Source organism: Phytobacter sp. V69, assembly GCF_965644215.1.
Taxonomy (GTDB): Bacteria; Pseudomonadota; Gammaproteobacteria; order Enterobacterales; family Enterobacteriaceae; genus Phytobacter.
This window is the reverse complement of record NZ_CBFFRL010000027.1, coordinates 13,313-35,952: the sequence shown is the minus strand read 5'-3', so window position 1 is coordinate 35,952 and position 22,640 is coordinate 13,313. Positions and strand designations below refer to the sequence as shown.

Sequence of the window (22,640 nt, the reverse complement as noted above, 5' to 3'; positions counted from 1 at the left end):
ATACAGCTCAGCTAAGGTAAGGCTAATACAGCTAAGGACTCCACTGAACCCCACCGATTAAATCGCACCTTCCCTAACTTCGATTCCAAACTGCTCTATTCCTTTAATTACCCGGATGAACAGACCGGGGAAGGGCTGGCCGGTTACGGCAGTCTGGACCGCGGTACACGTAAGCTCGACTCGGTGGATACCTATGCCACCGGGCCATTTACCCTGCTGGGCCGTCAGCATGAGCTGGTGGCGGGCGTGAGTTACTCTCGCCAGAGCAATCGCTACTACAGCGCCGGTGCCGATATGGACACCAGCGACATTGGCGTCTTCAACAATAGCTGGAACGGAAATATAAGCGAGCCGGAATGGAGCGACTGGACGCTGACCTCCGATGATATCGTGCGTCAAAAATCGGCCTATACCGCAGCGCGTTTCTCGCTGGCGGATCCCCTGTCGCTGATTATTGGTGCCCGCTACACCCAGTGGAGTACGCATGGCACCAGCGGTAATGTCAGCAAAAACAACCTGACCCCGTACGGCGGGCTGGTCTATGACATCAACGATATCTGGTCGGCCTATGCCAGCTACACCTCCATCTTCCAGCCGCAGACCTACCGTACCAGCGACGGGAAATACCTCTCGCCGGTGACGGGCAAGAACTACGAAACTGGCCTGAAATCCGACTGGATGAACGGGCGCCTGACCACCACCTTCGCGATATTCCGTATCGAGCAGGATAACGTCGGCCAGGCCAATGGCAATGAGATGGTGAACGGCACCAGCGAGCAGGCCTATTACGCGGCGAAAGGGGCGGTGAGCAAAGGGGCGGAGTTTGAAATTAACGGTGCGGTAACTGACCGTCTGCAGGTGACCTTCGGCGCAACACGCTATGTGGCGCGCGATTCCACGGGGCGCTTTAACAGCAATATGCCGCAAACCGACTTTAAACTGTTCACCCGTTACCAGTTGCCGATGCTGCCTGAGCTGACCGTTGGCGGCGGGGTTAACTGGCAGAACCGCACCTTCCAGGACGTGACCGGGGCGGACGGCGAAACTACGCGCGTGTATCAGGGCAGCTATCCGCTGGCGAACCTGTTTGCCCGCTATCAGGTGACCAGACAGCTGGCGGTGCAGGGGAATATCAACAACCTGTTCGATCGTGAATATTACAGCTGGCTGAGCGACTACGGTGTCTACGGCGAGCCGCGCAATTATTCTGTGAGCCTCTCCTATTCCTTCTGATCCTCATCTGCCCCGGCATCCGGTCGGGGCATCACATCAGTTGAAAACGCGCGGATTTAGCCTATGGTATTTAGCACCTTGTTGATTATCCGGCATATTGAATCCCATGATCCTCACCACTGAACGCCTTCATCTGCGCCCGGTAACGCTTGCCGATACGGATGCGCTTTTTCGGATCTACGGCGATCCGGCGACCAACCAGTTTAATCCTGCGGGGCCGTTTCCTGACATTGGCCATGCGCAACAGGCCATGGCGCAGTGGCTACACCACTGGCAAATGAACAACTTTGGCAACTTTGCCATTACCTTAAGCGACGTTCCTGAACATGTGATTGGCTTTGGTGGCCTGAGTGTCAGAACCTACGAATCAATGACTATCAATAACCTGGGCTATCGTTTGGCGACCGAAGCCTGGGGGCAAGGGTTGGCTACCGAGTTTGCCGGACGGCTTCTTCCCTTCGGTTTTGACATGCTCGGGCTTGGCGATATCTCTGCCGTGGTAAGACAACATCATCTGGCGTCGCAGCGCGTATTAGAAAAAATCGGCCTGCGCCAGGTGGCTGAAGTTCACGATGTTCCCAACGCTCCCGCCAGTCTGGTATACCGCTTAATGCAAGATGAATGGCGACAGGCCAGCGATAAATCGTAAGAGGGAAGGGATGATTCAGGTAGAACACGCCGATCCGCTGTCGGCAGACTCGCAGACGCTTATCGAACAACTCTCTGCTGCGCTCGCGCGCATCACCGGCAGCAGCGGCAAACGTTCGTTTAATATTGATGACCTGCAATCCGCACGGGCGGTGTGGGCGCTGGCCCGCAACGCGCAGGGCACTGCAATAGGCTGCGGTGCAATTCGCCCGCTGACGCAGGAAACGGCGGAACTGAAAAGGATGTATTCCACAGGCAGCGAAGCGGGCGTCGGCAGTGCGGTTCTCTCTTTTCTGGAAGAGGCCGCAAGAACGCTCGGCTATCGCGAAATCACCCTGGAAACGCGGCGCGTCAACCACAAGGCCGTGGCGTTCTATGAAAAGCATGGCTACACCGTTACCGATAATTACGGTGTCTATATTGGCCGGGATGAGGCGGTGTGCTTTATCAAAGGCCTGTAAGATGCGGGCAGTCGCGCGCTCACGCCGATCGTTATTTGCGCAGCAGTTTCTGTAGTCGTTTTTTGTGCCACCCGGCAATCAGATTGCCAAAGACAAAAACGCGCAGTCCACGCACCACCAGCAGCGCGCCCCAGATGGCGGCGACCCACAGCGACCAGACGCTCTCTGGCGAGGTGGTACGGTTGAGGAAATAGAGTAAAACGCAGACCACCACCGCGGTTAACACCGAGCGGTAAAAGCGACTCTCTTCCCCCACCTGCTTTCTGGCTTCCGTAATGCGCTGATCCAGCGCCTCATCACCTTCATTTTGCGTGCTGCCAGAAAGCTCGGACACGCTCACTTCAAAAACAGCGGCCAGCGCGCTAAGCGTTTCCAGGCTGGGCTGCTCCTGGTTTTCAATGCGCTGTACGGTACGTACGCTCAATGCGGCCATTTCAGCCAGCTGTTCCTGGGACCAGGCACGGGCAAGGCGAAACTCTTTCACTCGGTTGGTACTCATCATAATGTCTCCGTGGTAGGCAGGATGACAGCATCGCCCAAAAGGGAAAAAAGCGACACGACACGTACCCGACAGCAACCTGACAGCGCCATGACACGGGGGTTGCCGACCCACTTTGCTCTTCGGTATCCCGATATTCAAGCATAACGCGTCATGTGTGTCGCCGATGTTTTCTGCCGCGAACGAACCAGGAAACTGCGGCGATAAAAGGCCTCTGTGCGCGTAAAACGGTTATGACAGTGCGAGGGTAACAATATACGCCGCATCAGGTTGCGATTACGCGTTTGCCGCTTCCTGCGGAACGTTGCGAAAGCTGATGGCCAGGCGGTTGTAAGCATTCATCAGGCCAATCGCCATCGTCAGGTCGGTCAATTCCTTATCTTCAAATACCGCCGATGCCGCATGGAGTGCATCGTCCGGCACGCGCGTCTCGGCGACGCGGGTGACAATCTCCGCCCACGCCAGCGCCGCTTTCTCACGCTCGGTGAAGACATTTCCCGCCTCATCCCACACCTGCACCAGAGCGAGCTTTACCGGGCTCACCCCTTTTTTGACCAGGTCGCGGGTGTGCATATCAAGGCAAAACGCACAGCCGTTAATCTGGCTCACGCGCAGGTTCACCAGTTCAATCAAGGTGTCTTCAAGACCGCACTGGGAAATATAGGCATATACGTTACCAAAGGCTTTTACGCCTGCCGGAGAGGTTTTGGAATAATCGATGCGCTGGCTCATGGGGTCGTTCCTGTTCAGTAGTGAGGCGGCCAGCTTATCAGTTGCACGTACACAAAAAAGAACCAAAAATGAATGATTCTTTTGTACCACGAAACCGCAATCTCAGCGCACAGGTCAGTCATCATGGCAAAACAACCGCTTCGGCTACATATCGATCGCAGCGCACGCCTTTCGCTTTCGGAACAGATTCGCACGGGCATCACCGAGGCGATCGTCAGCGGTGTGCTAACGCCAGGGGACAGGCTGCCGTCATGGATCGATCTGGCGGTTCAGCTTGGCGTATCACGCGGGACGATAAAAACTGCCTATGAGCGCCTGGGCGACGCGCAATTAATTGTTTCGTCACGTACGTCCGGCACCTGCGTCGCTGATTTTATTCCGCACCATAACCGCCAGCAGCCCGCGCCCGACCCTTTGCCCGCTTCGGCGCTATACCAGGATTTCTTTTCTCCCACCGGCGATTTCCAGATGGGGATCCCGGTTGCTGATACCTTCCCGGCGACGCTGTTTGCCCGGCTTTTTGCCGCTGCGGCCAGATCGCAGATGGCCTCTCCGCAGCATTATGCCGATCCGCGCGGTGAATCCGCACTGCGCCGGGAGATTGCCGCACAGTTGGCACTCTCCCGTGGCATTAAGTGCCATCCTTCACAGGTCTTTGTTACCACCGGCTTTACCGGTGCGCTGGGCGTCATTCTGCATGCGCTCGGGCTGCGGGGGAAAAAGGTCTGGGTTGAAAATCCCGGTTTTCCCCCTGCCAGACGGGCGCTGGAGTTGGCCGGCCTGACGCTGATCCCGGTTCCTGTTGATGAGGAGGGGATGAATATCCGTGCGGGAGAGCAGCTGGCGCAAGACGCGGCGCTGGCGCTGGTCACGCCCGGGCAGCAGGCCCCGCTCGGCATGACCCTTTCGCTTGAGCGGCGTCAGCAGCTCCTGACATGGGCGGAACGTAACCGCAGTTGGATAATTGAAGATGATTATCTGGGGGAGCTACAACTGCACCGTCGGGCGGCACCGGCGCTGGCCTCAATGGACGTTAATGGCCGGGTGATCCATATTGGGTCGTTCAGTAAAAACATCAGCCCGACGCTGAGGCTCGGCTTTATGGTCGTGCCCACGTCATTAACGGAGACGGTAGCGGATGTGGTTGCCAGCCTGTCGCCCGCGCCGGATCCGGCGCTGCAAATGGCCACCCGCGCGTTTTTACACGAGGGTCATTTTTTACGTCATCTGCGAAAAATGAAGCGGACCTATAGCGCCCGCAGCCAGGCGCTGTACCAGCAACTTACGGCCATGGGTTACCGCGCACAGGTTAATGGGCTGTCGGTACTGTTACGGCTGGAGGAGGGGGCGCAGGATTCGGCCATCGCCCGCTATGCCTATACCGTGGGCCTTGCGCCTTCGCCGCTCTCGTCCTGGTATCTGCCCGGCACTACCAGCCAGGCGGGATTGTTGCTCGGCATGGCGAACGGGGAAGAGACATCGGGCGGCTGTGAACGATTAGACGCGTTTATTCGCCGGCTGGGTTAAGGAAAATCAGGTGAATGTGTTGTCTTCCCTGACGTCCTTGCTACACCGTGCCGTAAATGTTAAAAGGTGCGGCTTCATGACAACAAGAAAAGGGGAAAGACGTGAAAAACGCGTCAATGGTATCTGAGCAATCAGCAGATACCGCGTCGGAATCAGGGCCGATGCTGCAACGGGGACTGAAAAATCGCCATATTCAATTAATCGCCCTGGGGGGCGCTATCGGTACCGGACTGTTTTTGGGTATCGGTCCGGCAATCCAGATGGCGGGTCCGGCGGTGCTGCTGGGCTATGGCGTCGCAGGCATTATTGCCTTCTTAATTATGCGCCAGCTCGGTGAGATGGTGGTTGAAGAGCCGGTATCCGGTTCATTTGCCCATTTTGCCTTTAAATACTGGGGGCCGTTTGCGGGCTTCTTGTCTGGCTGGAACTACTGGGCGATGTTTGTGCTGGTAGGTATGGCAGAACTGACCGCTGCAGGCATTTATATGCAGTACTGGTTCCCGGATGTTCCCACCTGGATCTGGGCGGCATCGTTCTTCATCATCATTAACGCGATAAACCTGGTCAACGTGCGTTTGTACGGTGAAACCGAATTCTGGTTTGCGCTGATCAAAGTGCTGGCGATCATCGGCATGATCGGTTTTGGTCTGTGGCTGTTATTCGGTGGCCACGGCGGCGAGAGCGCCAGCTTTGACAACCTCTGGCGTCACGGCGGCTTCTTCGCCACCGGCTGGCACGGGCTGATTCTCTCTCTCGCGGTGATCATGTTCTCCTTTGGCGGGCTGGAACTGATTGGCATCACGGCGGCAGAAGCCAGCGAACCGCACACCACCATCCCGAAAGCAGTTAATCAGGTGGTCTATCGCATCCTGCTGTTTTATATCGGTTCGCTGGTCGTACTGCTGGCGCTGTATCCATGGGTCGATATCAAAGCTGACAGCAGCCCGTTTGTGATGATTTTCCACAACCTGAACAGTAACCTGGTGGCTTCGGCGCTGAACTTTGTCATCCTGGTAGCCTCGCTGTCGGTCTACAACAGCGGTGTGTATTCCAATAGCCGTATGTTGTTTGGTCTGTCAGTACAGGGTAACGCGCCCGCGTTCCTGACCCGCGTCAGCCGTCGCGGCGTGCCGGTCAATTCGCTGTTCCTCTCCGGGGCGATCACCTCGCTGGTGGTACTGGTAAACTATGTGCTGCCAAAAGAGGCGTTTGGTCTGCTGATGGCGCTGGTAGTCGCAACGCTGCTGCTGAACTGGATCATGATTTCGCTGGCACACCTGAAATTCCGTGCCGCGATGCGTCGCAAAGGGCGCGATCCTCAGTTCAAGGCGCTGCTCTATCCTTTCGGCAACTACCTGTGCATCGCTTTTATGCTGATGATCCTCGTGCTGATGTGCACCATGGACGGGATGCGCCTGTCGGCTATCCTGCTACCGGTGTGGATTGTCTTCCTGTTTGTTGCCTTCCACTTGTCGCGCCGTTCTGTCGGCCGCGCGTAACGATCGTTGCCTCGCCGGATCCGGCGGGGCATTTACCCCGCGTAAATTTATCGTGATTGATCTCCCACTCTTGTCTCAATACACAGGAAAATTATTTTGTAATCGATTACTTTTTCTCTTGATGGGTTTTGTAATCGATTACTTTTATAAGGTGAGGCAAAAAAATGGTGTCAACAACCGAAAGTAGTGGAAATCTGGTTCAGCATCGGCTGCTGGTTCCGCGGCTGTCACTGATGATGTTTTTACAGTTTTTTATCTGGGGTAGCTGGTCGGTCACGCTCGGTCTGGTGATGACGCAGCACAACATGTCACTGCTGATTGGCGATGCGTTTTCCGCCGGGCCGATCGCGTCGATTCTGTCGCCGTTTGTGCTCGGCATGCTGGTGGATCGCTTCTTTGCTTCGCAAAAAGTGATGGCGGTAATGCATCTGGCCGGGGCCGCGATTTTGATGTTTGTGCCGCAGGCGCTGGTGACGGAAAACGGTGCCATGCTGATTGCGCTGCTGTTTGGCTATACGCTGTGCTACATGCCCACGCTGGCACTGACCAACAACATCGCCTTCCACAGCCTGAGCAATATCGACAAAACTTTCCCGGTGGTACGCGTGTTCGGCACCATTGGCTGGATTGTGGCGGGGATCTTTATCGGCGTGACGGGCATTTCGTCGAGCGTGACCATTTTCCAGGTGGCGGCAATCTGCTCTGTGGCGCTGGCGCTCTATAGTCTGACACTGCCGCATACGCCGGCACCGGCCAAAGGGCTGCCGGTTGCCATGCGTGATCTGTTTTGCGCCGATGCGTTTGCCCTGCTGAAAACCCGTCACTTCTTTGTTTTCTCACTCTGCGCGATGTTGATTTCCGTGCCGCTTGGCACCTATTACGCCTATACCGCCTCTTATCTGGCGGATGCGGGCGTGGCAGATGTCAGTACCGCCATGTCCTTCGGCCAGATGTCTGAAATCTTCTTTATGCTGGTGATCCCGCTGCTGTTCCGCCGCCTGGGCGTGAAGTACATGTTGCTGATCGGCATGTGCGCCTGGTTTGTGCGTTATGCCTTCTTTGCCCTTGGTGTGAGTGAAGAGGGGCGCTTCCTGCTTTATCTCGGTATTTTGTTACACGGCGTCTGCTACGACTTCTTCTTCGTTGTTGGCTTTATCTACACCGACCGCGTGGCGGGGGAGAAGGTAAAAGGCCAGGCGCAAAGCATGGTTGTGATGTTCACCTACGGCATTGGCATGCTGCTGGGTTCGCAAATTTCCGGCGCGCTGTACAACCGCCTTGTTGCCGGGCAGACGTTGCCGCAGGCGTGGGTGACCTTTTGGTGGATCCCGGCGATTGCCGCAGCCGTGATCGCGCTGATTTTCCTTCTTTCGTTCAAATACAATGACAACGAGCATGCATAAGCTGTAGGAGGTGCTATGAAAACCATTCAGGGGCCGGGGATTTTTCTCGCGCAATTTATCGGGGAGCAGGCACCGTTTAACTCGCTGGAAGGACTGGCGGGTTGGGCGGCAGGGCTGGGCTACAAGGCGCTGCAAATCCCCTGTAACCACCCGGCAATTTTTGATGTCGGGCAGGCGGCGCAAAGCCAAAGTTACTGTGACGATGTGTGCGGTGTGCTGGCGCAACACAGCCTGGTGATTAGCGAGCTTTCCACCCATCTGGAAGGGCAGCTGATTGCGGTGCACCCGGCCTATGACGCGGCGTTTGATGGTTTTGCCCCTGCGTCGCTGCGTGGAGACCCGGCGGCGCGTCAGGCCTGGGCGACCCAAACCTTGTTCGATGCCGCGCGGGCCTCGAATAACCTTGGGCTACGTGCTCACGCGACGTTTTCTGGCGCGTTGGCCTGGCCTTATCTCTATCCGTGGCCGCCGCATAACGCCCTGTTATTTAAAGAGGCATTTGCGGAGCTGGCCCGTCGCTGGCGGCCGGTACTGGACCGCTTTGATGAGCTGGGCGTAGACCTGTGCTATGAAATTCACCCCGGTGAAGACCTGCATGACGGCGTCACCTTTGAGCGTTTTCTCGAGTGCGTCGATAACCATCCGCGCTGCAATATTCTCTATGATCCGAGCCATCTTCACCTGCAACAGATTGATTATCTGGCGTTTATCGATATCTACCACGAGCGCATCAAAGCCTTTCATGTTAAGGACTCGGAGTACCAGAGGGATGGTCGCAGCGGCGTCTATGGCGGCTATCAAAGCTGGGTCGACAGGCCTGGGCGTTTCCGTTCACCGGGTGACGGGCAAATCGATTTTGGTGCGGTGTTCAGCAAACTTACCCAGCACGGCTATGATGGCTGGGCCGTGCTGGAGTGGGAATGCTGCCTGAAAGCGGGGGAGGTTGGCGCGCGGGAAGGGAGCGAGTTTATTCGCCGCCATATCATTCCCGTTTCGGCATACGCGTTTGATGATTTTGCCGCCGGGCAAGAAGACCGGGGCAGCGTGCGTAACATGTTAGGACTGGGGAGCGTGGAATGATTCAGGTTGGGATTATTGGCACCGGGTTTATTGGCCCGGCGCATATTGAAGCCATTCGGAGACTGGGTTTTGTGGAGGTGGTGGCGCTGTGCGATGCCAATCTGGCTGATGCGCAGCAAAAGGCGCGGCAGCTTGGTGTGCCGCACGCCTATGCCTGCGCGGAGGAACTGCTGGCACATCCAGGATTACAGGTAGTGCATAACTGCACGCCGAACCATTTGCATGCGGACATCAACCGTAAAATCCTGCGGGCCGGAAAGCATGTGTTTTCGGAAAAGCCGCTGTGCATGACGGCCGAAGAGGCGCGTGAACTGGTGGCGCTTGCCGAACAGGCGAACGTGGTGCATGGCGTCAGTTTCGTCTATCGCCAGTTTGCGATGGTTCAGCAGGCGGCGAGCTTGCGCCAGTCCGGGCAACTGGGTCGGCTGTTTTCTGTTTACGGCAGTTATCTGCAGGACTGGATGCTGCTGGAAACGGACTATAACTGGCGCGTGGATGCGGCATCCGGCGGCCCGTCGCGGGCGATAGCGGATATTGGTTCACACTGGTGCGACACCCTGCAGTTTGTTACCGGGCGGCGCATTACCCAGGTGATGGCGGATTTATCCATCGTCTGGGCGATACGCAAAGCCAGCCGCAGAGCCGCGACTTTCACCAATACGCAGCAGGCGGCAGAGGTGGAGGACAAAACCGTGACCACCGAGGACGCCGGTTCGGTGCTGGTGCGTTTTGACGATGGCAGTAAAGGGTGCTTTAGCGTGTCGCAAGTGAGCGCGGGGCGGAAAAATCGCCTGAGTTTTGAGGTAAATGGTAGTGAGTGCTCACTGGGTTGGGACCAGGAAATCCCGCAGCAGCTGTGGATTGGCCATCGTCAGCAGCCCAACCAGATATTGACCGATGACCCGGTGCTGATGTCGCCGGATGTGGCCGCCAGTGCCCATTTCCCCGGCGGGCATATTGAAGGCTGGCCGGATGCGTTTAAGAATATGATGCTGAACTTCTATCGTGCGGTGCAGGCCGGGAAAATGCCCTCTCGCGGCGAGGCCCGATTTGCCTCGTTTTACGATGGGGCCAGCGTGATGTTTATTATCGACGCCATCCTGCAAAGTCACGCGCAGCAAAAGTGGGTGGCGGTGAAAGAGTAAAGGACTGCCGGGTGGCGACGTTGTCTTATCCGGCCTACAAAGGCGGTTTTCTCCCTCTCCATTCAGGGAGAGGGAGTTCGGATAAGGCCTCGCGATGTTGTCCACAGGGAAACTGTGGTAGCCTGCTAACCAGACGCTAACCGCAGGAAATATCGACGTTATGTCCATTCAGAAAATCGCCAGGCTGGCTGGCGTTTCCGTCGCGACCGTTTCGCGCGTGCTTAATAACAGCGAATCTGTTAAAGAAAAAAACCGCGAGCGCGTGCTCAAAGCCATTGCCGAAAGCAACTATCAGCCGAACCTGCTGGCTCGTCAGCTGCGTACTGCCCGCAGCTCCATGATTCTGGTGCTGGTATCAAATATCGCCAACCCGTTTTGCGCCGAAGTGGTGAAAGGGATTGAAGAGGAAGCAGAGAAAAACGGCTTTCGCATTCTGCTGTGTAATACCGGTTCGGACATGGAGCGTTCCCGTTCGGCGCTAAACCTGCTTTCCGGCAAAATCGTCGACGGCATCATCACCATGGACGCCTCCTCGCGGTTGCCGGAACTGGCGACGCTTATCGGCACTGCGCCCTGGGTGCAGTGTGCGGAATATGCCGATGATGGCGATGTTTCCTGCGTGGGCATTAACGATGTCGGCGCGGCGCAGTGCGTGATTGACCAGCTGCTGGCGCGCGGCTGCCAGCGTATCGCGCTGATTAACCACGATCTCAGCTATAAATATGCCCGTTCACGGGAAGAGGGTTACCGCGCCGGGCTTAAGGCGCATCAGCGTGATTATGCGATCGTGGAGTATGCAAGCGATCTGAGTTTCAGCGCAGGGAAAGCGGCAATGCAGACATTGTTACGCCATGCACAACGCCCCGACGCGGTGTTTGCGGTGTCGGATACCCTGGCGGCAGGGGCCGTGCTGGCTATCCATGAAGCCGGACTGAACATGCCGCAGGATATTGCGGTGGTCGGTTTTGACGGCACCGAACTGGCGGAGATGGTCACGCCACCGCTGACAACGGTTTATCAGCCGTCAAAAGAGATTGGCCGCAAGGCGGTAGGGCTGCTGCTCAATAAAATCGATAACCCGCAGGCCCCAACCGAGAGAATCATGATGGACTGGCAGTATATTTCCCGCGCCAGCGCCTGATATTATTGCCATGATTTTTTGCCAGCCTTCTCGCTGGCTTTTTTATACTTTTGGGAGCTTTGCCAATGAACCGGCAACGACAAGCTGAGCTGTTCCTCGTTTTCACCGCCATGATTGCCGCCTGCGGCTGGATCTTTTCCCGTGAGGCGATTTCGGGCATGCCGGTATTTGCCTTCCTTGGGCTGCGCTTTTTAGGTGCCGCGCTGGTGTTGCTGCCGTTTTGTCGCGGGCAGCGTATTCCGCTGGCAAAACTGCGTCAGGTCTTTATCAGCGGCCTGTGGATGGCGCTCAACCTGTGTCTGTGGATTTGGTCGGTCTCGACCACCCCGTCGCTGGGCGAGGGGGCGTTTATCATGAGCCTCTCGATGCTGTTTGTGCCGCTGGTGGCCTGGGGCATGATGGGCGTGCGTCCTGCTCGTGCGTACTGGGAATGTCTGCCGCTCGCCTTTATTGGCTGGCGCTGCTAAGCCTGCACACGCCGATTGTGTTCCACCCCAGCCAGGGCTGGTTCCTGCTGACGGCTTTTGTGCAATCCGTTTCGTTTTGCTACACCAGCCGTATTGCCCGCGATGTCCCGCTGCTCCCACTCACCACGGTACAACTGGCGGTGACCGGGCTGGCTGGTGTGCTGATTTCCCTGTCGTTTGAACACTGGACGCAGCCGTTTACCGCTTCTACCGCCATGTGGCTGGTCGCCAGTATTCTGATTGCCACCAGCCTGCGTTTTGGCCTGCAATTGCAGGGACAGAAATATGCTGCCGTTGCCAGCGCCGCCATCATCATGGTGCTCGAACCGCTGCTGACGGTGATTGTTGCCGCCATCTGGTACAGCGAACGCCTGCCGCTGCAAAAAATCATCGGCGGCGTGCTGATTCTGCTGGCACAACTCTGGTTCCGCTGGCGGCTGGTGGCACGTCTGCCGTCAAAAATCTGACATCCTCAGTTTGCCGGACAGCGGGGTGCAAGCTGCTGGCGTGCGCCAATCGCGGCGACGGCAAGCAGCAGCATCATGACGGTCTCCGCCACTAAAAACCCGCCCAGCGCTTCGGTGTAATTGCCTTGGGTGAGGTTGCGCAGATGCAAAAACAGCCCACCGAGCACCGCCGGACCCAGCCCCAGCGTAGCCTGTTGCAGCGTACTGAGAATGGCGCTGCCCGCGCCTGCGTCGTGGGTGGCAATATCACGCATCCCGATACGGTAAAAACTGTTCACGATCAGCGCCTGCCCATAGCCAATCAGCGCGGTAGAGGGGGCAAGATTTAAGGCGTTGAGATCGCCACGGGTCAACCAGAGCGTGGCGAACAGCGCCAGCAGGCCGCTTATCTGAATCGCGATGCCGCTAAGCAGAATGGTGCGCACGCTGTGGCGGGCAATCAGCTTCGGCGCATACCAGACCGAGGCGAAATAGGTCACCCCAAGTACAACAAAACTGTTACCGGACTGCCACGGCGCCATGCCAACTCCTGCCTGTAAGGTCAGCGCCATGCAGAACATAAAGCCGGACCAGGCGCTGAAAAACAGCAGGGCAATCAAGAAGCCGAAACGAATGCTGGGCAATTTGAGTAGGCGCGGAGGCATCAACGGATGCAGCCCTTGTTGTTCCTGACGCAGTGCACCGGCGCGCATCCACAATACCAGCGGAATTATCGCCACTAAGGCCGCCTGGCTCTGCCACGGCCAGCCTAAGTCCGGGCTGAGGGAAAGCGGGAACAGCAGGCAGCATAAGATCAGCGCCAGCGCGAAGGTACCCTGCCAGTCAATGCGCGTTGGGGTTTCATTACGCGTTTCCGGGACATAGCGATGGCTTAATGCCAGCACTACCAGGCTTATCGGCACGTTAATAAAAAAGGCGTTCCGCCAGCCGAGCCCGGCAATATCCGCCGACACCAGCCAGCCGCCGCCCATCTGCCCGATAATAAACGCCACGCCGCCAATTCCCCCATACAGGCTGATGGCGCGAGCATGGGCCGGGCCTTTGAGAGTGACATGCATAGTCGCCAGAATTTGCGGCATGATCAGCGCCGCGCTCATGCCTTGCAGAGTGCGGGCCGCGAGCAGGGCGGTAATGGAGTTGGCGATACCGCACAGCAGCGAGGCGATGCCAAACAGCGCCACGCCCCATAAGAATATTTTGCGGCGACCAAAGTTATCGCCCAGTTTGCTGCCCTGCCAGACAGACGGCAAACGCCACGCCGTACAGCGCCACGATCAGGGAGAGCTGCGTGGTATTGGTGTGCAGCGACAGGGTGATGGAATCAAGGGCGACGTTGGTGATCGAGGTATCGATCAGCGGCAGCATCTGTCCGGTCAACAGTAATAACAAGCCCGCACGACCGGGTGAAACAGCAGACGTATTCATGGTAACTCCATTGCGTCATTCATCAGATGGACGTAGCATCGCTGATATGAAAAACGGGTACCAGTTCTTGCTTATACTGGTACTGGCAATACCATGCTGGAGGTTTTATGAGTCTGATGTCGGAACGCTCCCCTCTGTTGAGCGTTCAGGATGAGAACCGCAAACAGCTCGGCGCTTTTTTGCGTTCTCGTCGGGAAAGCCTTGATCCGCCGCGTCTTGGCCTGCCGCGCAGCGGGCGGCGGCGTACACCCGGCCTGCGGCGCGAAGAGGTGGCACTGCTCGCCGACGTCGGTGTGACCTGGTATACCTGGCTGGAACAGGGCAGGGACGTTAATCCGTCGGCCAGCGTGATGCAGGCGATCGCCAATGCGCTGCAGTGCTCGGCAACCGAAACCCGCCACCTGTTTTTACTGGCGGGTCTGACGCCTGCGGAAACGCTGGCGGTGCCGCAGTGTGAAAGTATCAGCGCCGGGGCGCGTAAAATGCTCGATAGCCTGTTGCCGCAACCGGCCAGCATCCAGAAATCCAATTTTGATATTGTCGCGTGGAACGAGGCTTTTTCACGGATGATGGGTATTGATTTTCATCAAATACCGGAAGATGAGCGCAATTGTATTTATCTTTATCTGACCAACCCGACCTGGCGCAGCCGCATTGGACGCAAAGAGAGTGTATTACCGACCTTTGTCGCCTATTTCCGTGCGGCGATGGCGGAGCACCGGGGCGAGCCGCAGTGGGAAGCGAAGCTGGCGCGCTTTTGTGCAGTATCGGAAGAGTTTGCCTCGCTGTGGCATAAGCACTACGACGTGCGGGGCGTGGAGAACCAGTTGAAAACCTTCACCCACCCTGAGTTTGGTGAGTTTTCGTTGCAGCAAATGTACTGGTTTTCAGCGCCGCGCAACGGGTCGCGACTGCTGGTGTATTTACCGATAGACGAGCAGGGCGAGCAGGCGCTGGCGTGGCTGGCAGACCACGGCTAATCATGTCTCAGAGATAGAGTTTTCCGCCGAGAACCGTATACGACTGGCCTGCCAGGGCCACACGGCCTTCTGCGATGAGGGCAATTTGCAGTTCGCCGCCGCGCGGGGAGGCCTGCCAGGCGCAGAGCGCGCGTTTATCCAGACGCGCCGCCCAGTACGCCGCCAGCGCGCAGTGCGCGGAACCGGTCACCGGATCTTCATTCACGCCCACCCAGGGGGCGAAGTAGCGAGAGATAAAATCGTATTTGCCGTGGCCTGGGGCGGTAATTGCAACGCCGCGTCCGGGCAGTGCGCCAAGCGCCTGAAAATCAGGCTTGAGCCGTTCAATTAGCTGCGCGTCTTCCACCACAATCATCTCTTTGGGGCCAAATTTCCCACTGGTGAAGACATCGCTGGCATCGAGACCCAACGCATCCAGCAGGGCGTCGTTTGGCGTATAGTTCATATCCGGCTTTAAGAGCGGGAAATCCAGTTCGATAGTTTCCGCGCGTGCGGTGGCGTTAAGCGGGCCGGAAAGGGTGGTGAAGACAACGCTTTCATCGACGGCAAGCAGTCCGGTCTGGCGCAGAATATGGGCCGTGGCGAGCGTGCCGTGACCGCATAAATCGACCTCTGCCTGGGGCGTAAACCAGCGCAGACGGTAGTCATCGAGCGCCAGGAATGCGGTCTCGGAGACGGCCATCTCTGCCGCAATTTGTTGCATGGTGGTGGTTTCAAGGCCTTGAGGAGTAATGCACACCCCCGCCGGATTGCCGGAAAAAGGGCGTGTGCTAAAAGCATCAACCTGGTAAATCTCAAGTTCCACTGCGCGTGCTCCTGTCAGAAAAACGAAAGTCTACCGTAACGCGTTTTTCGTTTTCCGAACAGTCAGCGTGGACGCAGACGCTGCTGATCTTTTTTCGCCAGCGTATCGACCACGAGATCCCGCGAGTCATTGATCAGATCGTCGAGCAGGTCTTCGGTGATCCCGACGCCTGCAAACACCGAGATCCAGTGCTTTTTATTCATGTGGTAGCCTGGCTCAATGCTGCGGTAGATCTGTTGGTTGAGCAGGGATTTTTGCGGATCCGATTTCATCGTGACCATCGGTCGACCGTGGGCGGTGGTGGTCATCATAAAAATCTTGCCGCCGACTTTAAAAATGTCGTGTTCCGGGCCAAACGGCCAGCACAGCTCGGTGAACGGCAGCTCGAGCGCAATGCGCCGCGCGGCCTCCTGCAACGCTTTACTGTCCATTGCTGTGTTCCACGGTGAGGGCGCGCCACATAGCCTCAAAGCCCAGGCGCTTGGTCTCTTTTGCTTTTTGCGGATCGCGGCTGGCGAAATCCATGGTGGTTTCCGCCAGCGTCAGAAAAATGGCATCGCCAAAGGGGGAAAACTCTTCGGAAAGAAATTCGGGCGTGACCGAACGGTGGCAGATTTCATGCAGCTCAGGGAACATGTCCTTGACCTGCTGGCGCGTTTGCGGCGTGATTTTTTCGCTGACCGAAATCTGGCGAATCGCATTATGCGCCGACGGGTGGCGGATACCCCAGTCGATGTAGCTGTTCCAGATGGCCTGGGTGTGTATTTTGGGATCGCTGTTCGACCGGTCAAGGCTGTCGATCATGGTCCGGCAAAGATCGGATTTTAAATGCAGGTAGAGTGCATTGAGCAGGTCGTCTTTGGTGGCAAAATAGCGAAACAGGGTGCCTTCCGCCACGCCCGCGTTACGGGCAATCACCGCGGTTGAAGCGGCAATGCCGGTTTGCGCGATAGCGACAGATGCCGCATCCAGTAATGCTAATTTCTTATCTTCACTCTTCGGACGAGCCACTACACTTTCCCTCACTGATTTAGAAAAACCACGATTGAACCATGCCCTCTGTGACGCTGCAACGCTGAACATCAAAGATTGAAAATCATCTTGACGACTTTCTATTCATTTCTATAATGAGTGCTTACTCACTCATAATCAAGTCCAGTCTACTTTCAATGTCCCAGCGGAAGGGACATTTTCTCGGATCAGGGTATGAAACGACTCTTACTTAGCGTGGTTCTTATTATGCTCGTTGTGTCTGCTGCCAGTTTGCCTTTTGTTTTAAACGCCGGATTTGGTCAACGCCCGCAGGGTGAGCAACTGACCCGGGTAGAGCAGTCTCCGCAGTACCGGGACGGTGAATTTCATAACCAGTTACCTACGCCCAACTACACAGGGCAGAAAAGTATGGTGGCGGCAATGTGGGAGTTTTTGACCACCCGCCGGGAAAATGCACGCCCGCAGTGGCCGCTGCCGATGGTCAAGACGGATCTGGCAAGCCTGCTGCTGGAGCAGGACACGGTGGTGTGGCTGGGCCACTCCTCGTGGTATCTGCAACTGGCCGGGAAACGTATTCTTATCGATCCGGTGCTGAGCAGCTACGCCGCGCCGTTCTCATTTCTGAATAAAGCCTTCGACGGTGACTATCCGTGGACGGCGGACGCCATGCCGGAAATCGATCTGCTGATCATTTCCCATGACCATTACGACCACCTGGATTACGCCACCATCAAGGGGCTGATGCCAAAAATCAAACGGGTGATTACCCCGCTGGGCGTCGGATCGCATCTGCGCTACTGGGGCATGAACCCGGACATTATCCAGGAAGCGGACTGGCAGCAAAAAATCAGCGTGAGCGGCGACCTGGATGTACACGTGCTGCCGGCGCGCCACTTTTCCGGACGCGGTCTGAAACGCAACCAGACCTTGTGGGCGAGCTTTATGTTCGTTACCCCGAATCGCAAGCTCTATTACAGCGGCGATACCGGTTATGGACCGCACTTTAAGGCCATCGGCGAACAGTTTGGTTCGGTGGATCTGGCCATTCTTGAAAACGGTCAGTACGACCAGGACTGGAAGTACATCCACATGATGCCGGAGGAAACGGCGCAAGCAGCGGAGGAGTTAAATGCGCGGGCGGTACTGCCGGGCCACGCCGGACGATTCGTGCTGGCAAAACACACCTGGGACGATCCTTATAAACGTCTGGCGGCGGCAAGCCTCGGCAAAGGGTATCGATTGTTAACGCCCACACTTGGCGAAGCGGTCCATGCGGCGGATAACGCCCAGGGCTTCCGCGCCTGGTGGGAATAACGGTTTATTTCGAAGAGCAGAGAGGGGGAGCGCTGTATGACTATTTCCGCTCAGGTTATCGACACTATCGTCGAGTGGATCGACGACAATTTACATCAACCATTGCGTATTGATGATATCGCGCGCCACGCCGGGTATTCAAAATGGCACCTGCAACGGCTTTTTTTGCATTACAAAGGGGAGAGTCTGGGGCGCTATATTCGCGAACGCAAACTGTCGCTGGCGGCGCGGGATTTACTCAATACCGATGACAAGGTCTACGATATTTGCCTGAAATATGGCTTTGATTCGCAACAGACCTTTACGCGGATCTTTACCCGCACCTTCAACCAGCCGCCGGGCGTCTGGCGCAAAGAGAATCACCCACGCGCGCATTAAGCCGTAACCCCGGCGGCCTGAGCCAGCCGGGGTTCTTTTTTCAAACGCCTTATCCAGGCTACGCGATCGTAGGTCAGGTAAGCGAAGCGCCACCCGACAGATTATTCCCGGATGGCGGCGCAAACGCCTTATCCGGGCTACGCGATCGTAGGTCGGGTAAGCGAAGCGCCACCCGACAGATTATTCCCGGATGGCGGCGCAAACGCCTTATCCAGGCTACGAGATTGTAGGTCGGGTAAGCGAAGCGCCACCCGACGTCCCGTTTTTACCAGGCGTATTTCACCGTGGCGGTCATCGTACGACCCGTGCCATAGAAGCAGGCGGTATCGCCGGCGCATGACGCCACATACTTGGTGTTCGCCAGGTTATTGACGTTGAACTGCACGCTCGCCCCTTTCAGGCTGTTGTTCAGCTCACCCAGGTCATAACCGAGCATCGCGTCATACAAATCGACCGCGGCCACTTTAAAGGTATTACGCGCATCGCCATAGCTGGTGCCGATGTAACGCACGCCCACGCCCGCCGTCAGACTCTTAAGCGGCCCGCCCGTCAGGGTGTAGCTGGTAAATGCCGATGCCATATGGGCAGGAATACGCTGTGGTGTTTTGCCCTGTACGCCTGCGACCGTCGTGCTGACGTTTTCCGCATCGGTATAGGTATAGGACGCGATAATATTCCAGCTGTCCCACAGGGTAGAGTGCACCTCGGCTTCAATCCCTTTGGCGCGAATTTCGCCCGCGTTCTCGTACCATCCCGCACTGCTGTCATAGGTCGGCACGTTGGTCTGGCGCAGGTCATACGCCGCCAGCGACATCAGCGTATTTTCTACCGGCTGGTATTTCACACCCACTTCGGTCTGCTTACCGGTGGTGGGAGCAAACGGCGCAACGCCCGGCGCGCGGTTTGTTTGCAGGTTTGGCTCAAACGATGTGCTGTAGCTGATATACGGTGACAGACCAAAGTCGAAGGCATACAGCAGCCCGGTACGCCAGGTGAACTTGCTGTCATTCTGCTGGATAGTGGTGCCGGAGGCGGTAAAGTCGGTGGTACGTACTTCCGACCAGTCATAGCGCCCGGAGAGCAGCAATTCCCAGTTGTTCCAGCTCAGCTGATCCTGTAGATAAATGCCCATCTGATCCAGGTTCTGCTGCTCGTCTGTCAGGGTAGAGAAAGTGCTCTCATCCACGCTGACGCCGTAGGTCGGATGAGTCCAGTCCATGTCGTACTTGGAACCGGCGCCACGTTGCAGCAACTGTTTGTCTTTGCTCGATTTGTAATCCAGCCCGCCGAGAACGGTATGGTTCACATCCGCCGTAGCAAACTGCGCTTCCAGCTGATTATCGATACCGAATTCGTTAGTTGTACGTTCTTCGTGTTGGGCGCGGCGTATCAGCACGGTACTGTTTGCCGCGCTGTTGGCGTATACCAGATAACGGTATTTCTGTTTGATGGTGGCGTAGCGTGCGTTCTGGCGGAAAGTCAGCACATCGTTTAACTGATGCTCGAACTCATAGCCAATCATGGTTTGTTCGCGCCAGGACTGATCGTAGTTCGGGTCGCTGACATTGAAATCCCACGGAATATACTTACCGTTGGCGCTGACCACCGTGCCGTAATAAGGCAGGAAGTTACGGTAACCGGCATCCGGATCTTTCTGGTAGCTGGTCAACAGGGTGAAACGGGTTTGATCGTTTGGATACCAGGTGATCGCCGGCGCAATGGCCATGCGGGTCTCTTTGTAATCCGCAATCTGGTTGTTCTGCGTGCGGGCAATCCCGTTCAGGCGATACAGTACGCGCCCGTCATCGCTGAGTTTACCGCCAAAATCGAAGGCCCCTTCCGCCAGGTCATTATTCCCGGTACGGAACTGAACTTCATGAATAGACTCGCTGGTGGGGCGTTTGCTGGTCATGCTGATAAGGCCGCCAGGGTTGACCTGACCGAAGAGCACAGAGGCCGGGCCGCGCACCAGCTCTACGCGCTCAAGCAGCCAGGGATCGACGGTGCCGGTTTGCGACGACGCGGTGGCACCGAAGCTCAGGCCATCCAGGAATTTCGGTACATAGCTGAAACCGCGCACGAACACTTCATCGTTACGGTTCGATGAGCCACGGTATTCCGTAAATACGCCAGCGCTGTAGCGCAGCGCCTGCGAAACGGAGGTCACATCGAGCGCCTGCATTTGATCGCGGGTGATGACCGACACGGACTGCGGCGTTTTCACCAGGTCAGCCGCCGTTTTAGTTGCCGACAGTGTTTTGGTTGCTACCATCCCTTTTACCGGCGCGGTGGGGTCTTCCGACGTCCCGGATGTGACGACGATCGTTTCCTCAGCCCCGGTTTTTGCCATTGCCGATGCACTTGCACCGACAGCCGTCAGGCTGAGCAGCCAGAGTTGCATTATCTTATTTTTCTTAAACATTATTTTTATCGTTCCCGTTTTATGCCATCAAAAATCGCCCTTAGCGCTGTACGAAAAGGGCGCTACCACCATAAACGGCATGAATGATATTGCAAATTATTACCATTTGCATTAGCGTCGGTAACAATTTTTACACGGAGCGAATGACTGATGAAGATGGCATTGGGTGGCGTGATGATGGGGTTTGGCGCGATGTCCGCAATGGCGGCGCCCTGCGATTCATCATCCGTTCAGGGGGAGCAGCAGGGCAAGTTTGATGCCAGCGGCGAGGTCTGCTTTCAACTCCCGGCGCTCAGCGAGAACTATGTCGTTGCCACCTTACGCGGCGTGACCGACGCGCACCTGCTTGACGGGCACAATCGCCGTCTGCGCAGTCTGCTGGAAGGCGGCCCCTCGGATGGTGAGAAATCCCTGCTATTTTCATTACCGGTTGAACAACCGTCATCGCTGGTGCTGCATGGTGATGAAGGCGTGCGCTGGCATTTTAGCTGGCAGATGAAAGAGACCGAACCGCTGGCGCGTGCACAGGTTCTTGATCCCGTCAGCCCCATCCTGCAACAGTTGGTAAGAGAACTGGCGGCAGGGGGAACGACGCAGGCGTTTTGGGAGGCAAGAAAGCGTAACGGCACACCACTGGTCGAACCACTGGATGCCACCCATAAACGCGTGACCTTCCTCTGGCGCGGGGCGCGCGGTAATGTTTTTATTCTGGGCTCGCCCGCAGGCGATCACGATCCGATGTTCAAACTGGCGGGGTCAGACGTCTGGTTTCGTAGTTATGTGGTTCCCGCAGACACGCGCATGCAGTATCAGCTCGCGCCCGATGTACCGAAAGTGGAAGGCGGCGCCCGCGATCAGCGCCGCGCGATTCTGGTCAGCGCACAGGCCGATCCGCTTAATCCGTTAACCATGAATACCGGCTGGGTCGATCGCTGGAACCGCTCGTCGCTGCTGGATTTAAGCCCGTCGCGCTATTTCTCCACCGAGGCGATGGAGCAGTCCGTGCGTCACGGTACGCTGACGCGCCATACGCTGCGTAGCGAACGTCTGGGTAACAGCCGGGAAATCATGCTCTATCGCCCACGGGTTGCACAACCGACCCGCTGGACACTGTTCATGTTCGATGGACAGGTCTGGCAGGGGGATTACCATACGGCAAACGTGCTGGATGGCTTGATTGCGCGCCATCAGTTGCCGCCCGTCAACGTGGTGTTCATTGACAGCCTGGACAGCAAACGTCGCACAAAAGATCTGCCGCCTAACGCGGATTTTGCTGATTTCATGGCCCATGAACTGCTCCCGTGGTTACGTCAGCAGGGCATCACGGTGCAACGCAATAAAGCGATTGTGGCAGGGGCCAGCTACGGCGGGCTGGCATCGTCGTGGGTGGCGATGCGCTATCCGCGCCTGTTCGGCAATGTGCTGAGCCTGTCCGGGTCTTACTGGTGGGCGCCGAAAGGTGAAGAGCCTGGTTGGTTAACGCGTCAGTATCAGCAGTCTGCGCGCTATCCGATCCGTTTCTGGATCCAGGCCGGGCGGTTTGAAGCCAATGGCCCGGACGGCGGTATCTATCGCAATAGCCTCGAGTTTGAACGGGTTCTGCGCGAGAAAGGCTACAGCGTTAGCTTCCATCCGTGGTCAAGCGGCCATGATTATGCCGCCTGGGTGGAGGCATTAGTGCATGGATTACGGGATTTCACCGGCTTAAGCCAGCGAAAACCAGCGGCGCCAGACAAAGCGCAAGATATAGAACTCGATAGCGCCCAGTAACAGAAACCACAGGCAGAACATCACGGTATAGAGCTGGTTCAGGTCCTGAAAATGGAAGGTATCCATCAGCTTTTGCGCCAGCACCAGCCCCAGGGAAGGGGCGGGCAGCAGCAGGACGGAGACAAATGCCATGCCCAGAATACCGGCAGCGGAGATTACAGTTTCCAGTGGGTGCTTCATAACAGTTAATTGGTTGTTAAAAACGACATTGTCCGTGAAAGTGCACGGGGGCGCAATCTCTCTGCACCGTT

General features: G+C 56.8%; 19 protein-coding genes and 3 pseudogenes. 14 read left to right on the top strand and 8 right to left on the bottom strand.

The features are described 5' to 3' along the window. Nucleotides 1-78: 78 nt before the first annotated feature. The 3 genes and pseudogenes from ACSZPU_RS05975 to ACSZPU_RS05965 all read left to right on the top strand — a co-directional run. Nucleotides 79-1,233: pseudogene (locus ACSZPU_RS05975) on the top strand (TonB-dependent receptor domain-containing protein); the annotation flags it as partial. A gap of 106 nt (nt 1,234-1,339) precedes the next feature. Beyond that, nucleotides 1,340-1,882 carry a GNAT family N-acetyltransferase gene (locus ACSZPU_RS05970; protein WP_498996504.1) on the top strand — a complete coding sequence of 181 codons (543 nt, stop codon included), beginning with the start codon at nt 1,340-1,342 and terminating at the stop codon, nt 1,880-1,882. A gap of 10 nt (nt 1,883-1,892) precedes the next feature. Then, entirely contained in the window at nt 1,893-2,342 is a 450-nt protein-coding gene (locus tag ACSZPU_RS05965) for a GNAT family N-acetyltransferase (protein ID WP_498996502.1), read from the top strand. 31 nt (nt 2,343-2,373) lie between these two features. Here the strand turns inward: ACSZPU_RS05965 and ACSZPU_RS05960 are convergent, their stop codons facing one another. Together ACSZPU_RS05960 and ACSZPU_RS05955 are read right to left on the bottom strand one after the other, a co-directional pair. Continuing rightward, entirely contained in the window at nt 2,374-2,844 is a 471-nt protein-coding gene (locus ACSZPU_RS05960; protein WP_498996499.1) for a 2TM domain-containing protein, read from the bottom strand. 273 nt (nt 2,845-3,117) lie between these two features. After that, nucleotides 3,118-3,573 (bottom strand): carboxymuconolactone decarboxylase family protein, encoded by a 456-nt coding sequence (locus ACSZPU_RS05955; RefSeq protein ID WP_498996498.1) that lies wholly within the window; start codon nt 3,571-3,573, stop codon nt 3,118-3,120. 123 nt (nt 3,574-3,696) lie between these two features. On the opposite strand from ACSZPU_RS05955, the gene pdxR reads away from it, so the two are divergent. The 7 genes and pseudogenes from pdxR (at nt 3,697) to ACSZPU_RS05920 (ending at nt 12,302) form a co-directional block, all read left to right on the top strand. Further along, nucleotides 3,697-5,100 (top strand): MocR-like pyridoxine biosynthesis transcription factor PdxR, encoded by a 1,404-nt coding sequence (gene pdxR, locus ACSZPU_RS05950; RefSeq protein ID WP_498996496.1) that lies wholly within the window; start codon nt 3,697-3,699, stop codon nt 5,098-5,100. A gap of 101 nt (nt 5,101-5,201) precedes the next feature. After that, complete coding sequence (gene pheP / locus ACSZPU_RS05945) at nt 5,202-6,599, top strand: phenylalanine transporter (protein WP_498996494.1); 1,398 nt, start codon at nt 5,202-5,204, stop codon at nt 6,597-6,599. Between the two features lie 164 nt (nt 6,600-6,763). Continuing rightward, nucleotides 6,764-8,002, top strand: coding sequence for an MFS transporter (locus ACSZPU_RS05940; protein WP_498996492.1), 1,239 nt, complete (start codon nt 6,764-6,766; stop codon nt 8,000-8,002). A gap of 15 nt (nt 8,003-8,017) precedes the next feature. Further along, a complete protein-coding gene (locus tag ACSZPU_RS05935) occupies nt 8,018-9,082 on the top strand; it encodes a sugar phosphate isomerase/epimerase family protein (protein WP_498996490.1) in 1,065 nt (354 codons plus the stop codon). Further along, nucleotides 9,079-10,227 carry a Gfo/Idh/MocA family protein gene (locus ACSZPU_RS05930; protein ID WP_498996489.1) on the top strand — a complete coding sequence of 383 codons (1,149 nt, stop codon included), beginning with the start codon at nt 9,079-9,081 and terminating at the stop codon, nt 10,225-10,227. The genes ACSZPU_RS05935 and ACSZPU_RS05930 overlap by 4 nt, the downstream gene beginning before the upstream one ends. A gap of 160 nt (nt 10,228-10,387) precedes the next feature. Next, nucleotides 10,388-11,368, top strand: a complete 981-nt coding sequence (locus ACSZPU_RS05925; RefSeq protein ID WP_498996488.1) for a LacI family DNA-binding transcriptional regulator — start codon at nt 10,388-10,390, stop codon at nt 11,366-11,368. Nucleotides 11,369-11,433: 65 nt separating this feature from the next. After that, nucleotides 11,434-12,302 (top strand): annotated as a pseudogene (locus tag ACSZPU_RS05920) (DMT family transporter). Nucleotides 12,303-12,307: 5 nt separating this feature from the next. Here ACSZPU_RS05920 and ACSZPU_RS05915 read toward each other — a convergent pair. Continuing rightward, nucleotides 12,308-13,727, bottom strand: a pseudogene (locus ACSZPU_RS05915) (MFS transporter). A gap of 107 nt (nt 13,728-13,834) precedes the next feature. Between ACSZPU_RS05915 and ACSZPU_RS05910 the strand changes: the two are divergent. Then, entirely contained in the window at nt 13,835-14,707 is an 873-nt protein-coding gene (locus tag ACSZPU_RS05910) for a helix-turn-helix transcriptional regulator (RefSeq protein ID WP_498996486.1), read from the top strand. A gap of 7 nt (nt 14,708-14,714) precedes the next feature. On the opposite strand, the gene ACSZPU_RS05905 is transcribed toward ACSZPU_RS05910, so the two are convergent. From ACSZPU_RS05905 to ACSZPU_RS05895, 3 genes are all read right to left on the bottom strand, one after another. Continuing rightward, nucleotides 14,715-15,512, bottom strand: a complete 798-nt coding sequence (locus ACSZPU_RS05905) for a PhzF family phenazine biosynthesis protein (protein ID WP_498996484.1) — start codon at nt 15,510-15,512, stop codon at nt 14,715-14,717. 62 nt (nt 15,513-15,574) lie between these two features. Beyond that, the gene (locus ACSZPU_RS05900) at nt 15,575-15,943 is read right to left on the bottom strand and encodes an MmcQ/YjbR family DNA-binding protein (RefSeq protein ID WP_498996482.1); all 369 of its coding nucleotides are present in this window, start codon (nt 15,941-15,943) and stop codon (nt 15,575-15,577) included. Next, on the bottom strand, nt 15,933-16,523 hold the full coding sequence (locus ACSZPU_RS05895) for a TetR/AcrR family transcriptional regulator (RefSeq protein WP_498996480.1): 591 nt from the start codon (nt 16,521-16,523) through the stop codon (nt 15,933-15,935). The genes ACSZPU_RS05900 and ACSZPU_RS05895 overlap by 11 nt, the downstream gene beginning before the upstream one ends. Nucleotides 16,524-16,718: 195 nt before the next feature. On the opposite strand from ACSZPU_RS05895, the gene ACSZPU_RS05890 reads away from it, so the two are divergent. Both ACSZPU_RS05890 and ACSZPU_RS05885 read left to right on the top strand, forming a co-directional pair. Beyond that, nucleotides 16,719-17,819 carry an MBL fold metallo-hydrolase gene (locus ACSZPU_RS05890; protein ID WP_498996478.1) on the top strand — a complete coding sequence of 367 codons (1,101 nt, stop codon included), beginning with the start codon at nt 16,719-16,721 and terminating at the stop codon, nt 17,817-17,819. A gap of 36 nt (nt 17,820-17,855) precedes the next feature. Further along, the gene (locus tag ACSZPU_RS05885; RefSeq protein WP_498996476.1) at nt 17,856-18,197 is read left to right on the top strand and encodes a RamA family antibiotic efflux transcriptional regulator; all 342 of its coding nucleotides are present in this window, start codon (nt 17,856-17,858) and stop codon (nt 18,195-18,197) included. A gap of 265 nt (nt 18,198-18,462) precedes the next feature. Here ACSZPU_RS05885 and ACSZPU_RS05880 read toward each other — a convergent pair whose 3' ends face one another. Further along, a complete protein-coding gene (locus ACSZPU_RS05880) occupies nt 18,463-20,619 on the bottom strand; it encodes a TonB-dependent siderophore receptor (protein WP_498996474.1) in 2,157 nt (718 codons plus the stop codon). Nucleotides 20,620-20,769: 150 nt separating this feature from the next. On the opposite strand from ACSZPU_RS05880, the gene ACSZPU_RS05875 reads away from it, so the two are divergent. After that, entirely contained in the window at nt 20,770-22,389 is a 1,620-nt protein-coding gene (locus tag ACSZPU_RS05875) for an alpha/beta hydrolase-fold protein (RefSeq protein WP_498996472.1), read from the top strand. Here ACSZPU_RS05875 and ACSZPU_RS05870 read toward each other — a convergent pair. After that, nucleotides 22,324-22,569, bottom strand: coding sequence for a DUF1158 domain-containing protein (locus ACSZPU_RS05870; RefSeq protein ID WP_498996470.1), 246 nt, complete (start codon nt 22,567-22,569; stop codon nt 22,324-22,326). The two genes, ACSZPU_RS05875 and ACSZPU_RS05870, sit on opposite strands and share 66 nt — an antisense overlap. Between the last annotated feature and the right edge of the window lie 71 nt (nt 22,570-22,640).

Coding starts and splice junctions, on each gene's coding strand:
- ACSZPU_RS05970 (WP_498996504.1), top strand. CDS start 1,340: ATGATCCTCACCACTGAACGCCTTCATCTGCGCCCGGTAACGCTTGCC.
- ACSZPU_RS05965 (WP_498996502.1), top strand. CDS start 1,893: ATGATTCAGGTAGAACACGCCGATCCGCTGTCGGCAGACTCGCAGACG.
- ACSZPU_RS05960 (WP_498996499.1), bottom strand. CDS start 2,844: ATGATGAGTACCAACCGAGTGAAAGAGTTTCGCCTTGCCCGTGCCTGG.
- ACSZPU_RS05955 (WP_498996498.1), bottom strand. CDS start 3,573: ATGAGCCAGCGCATCGATTATTCCAAAACCTCTCCGGCAGGCGTAAAA.
- pdxR (WP_498996496.1), top strand. CDS start 3,697: ATGGCAAAACAACCGCTTCGGCTACATATCGATCGCAGCGCACGCCTT.
- ACSZPU_RS05940 (WP_498996492.1), top strand. CDS start 6,764: ATGGTGTCAACAACCGAAAGTAGTGGAAATCTGGTTCAGCATCGGCTG.
- ACSZPU_RS05935 (WP_498996490.1), top strand. CDS start 8,018: ATGAAAACCATTCAGGGGCCGGGGATTTTTCTCGCGCAATTTATCGGG.
- ACSZPU_RS05930 (WP_498996489.1), top strand. CDS start 9,079: ATGATTCAGGTTGGGATTATTGGCACCGGGTTTATTGGCCCGGCGCAT.
- ACSZPU_RS05925 (WP_498996488.1), top strand. CDS start 10,388: ATGTCCATTCAGAAAATCGCCAGGCTGGCTGGCGTTTCCGTCGCGACC.
- ACSZPU_RS05910 (WP_498996486.1), top strand. CDS start 13,835: ATGAGTCTGATGTCGGAACGCTCCCCTCTGTTGAGCGTTCAGGATGAG.
- ACSZPU_RS05900 (WP_498996482.1), bottom strand. CDS start 15,943: ATGGACAGTAAAGCGTTGCAGGAGGCCGCGCGGCGCATTGCGCTCGAG.
- ACSZPU_RS05890 (WP_498996478.1), top strand. CDS start 16,719: ATGAAACGACTCTTACTTAGCGTGGTTCTTATTATGCTCGTTGTGTCT.
- ACSZPU_RS05885 (WP_498996476.1), top strand. CDS start 17,856: ATGACTATTTCCGCTCAGGTTATCGACACTATCGTCGAGTGGATCGAC.
- ACSZPU_RS05880 (WP_498996474.1), bottom strand. CDS start 20,619: ATGTTTAAGAAAAATAAGATAATGCAACTCTGGCTGCTCAGCCTGACG.
- ACSZPU_RS05875 (WP_498996472.1), top strand. CDS start 20,770: ATGAAGATGGCATTGGGTGGCGTGATGATGGGGTTTGGCGCGATGTCC.
- ACSZPU_RS05870 (WP_498996470.1), bottom strand. CDS start 22,569: ATGAAGCACCCACTGGAAACTGTAATCTCCGCTGCCGGTATTCTGGGC.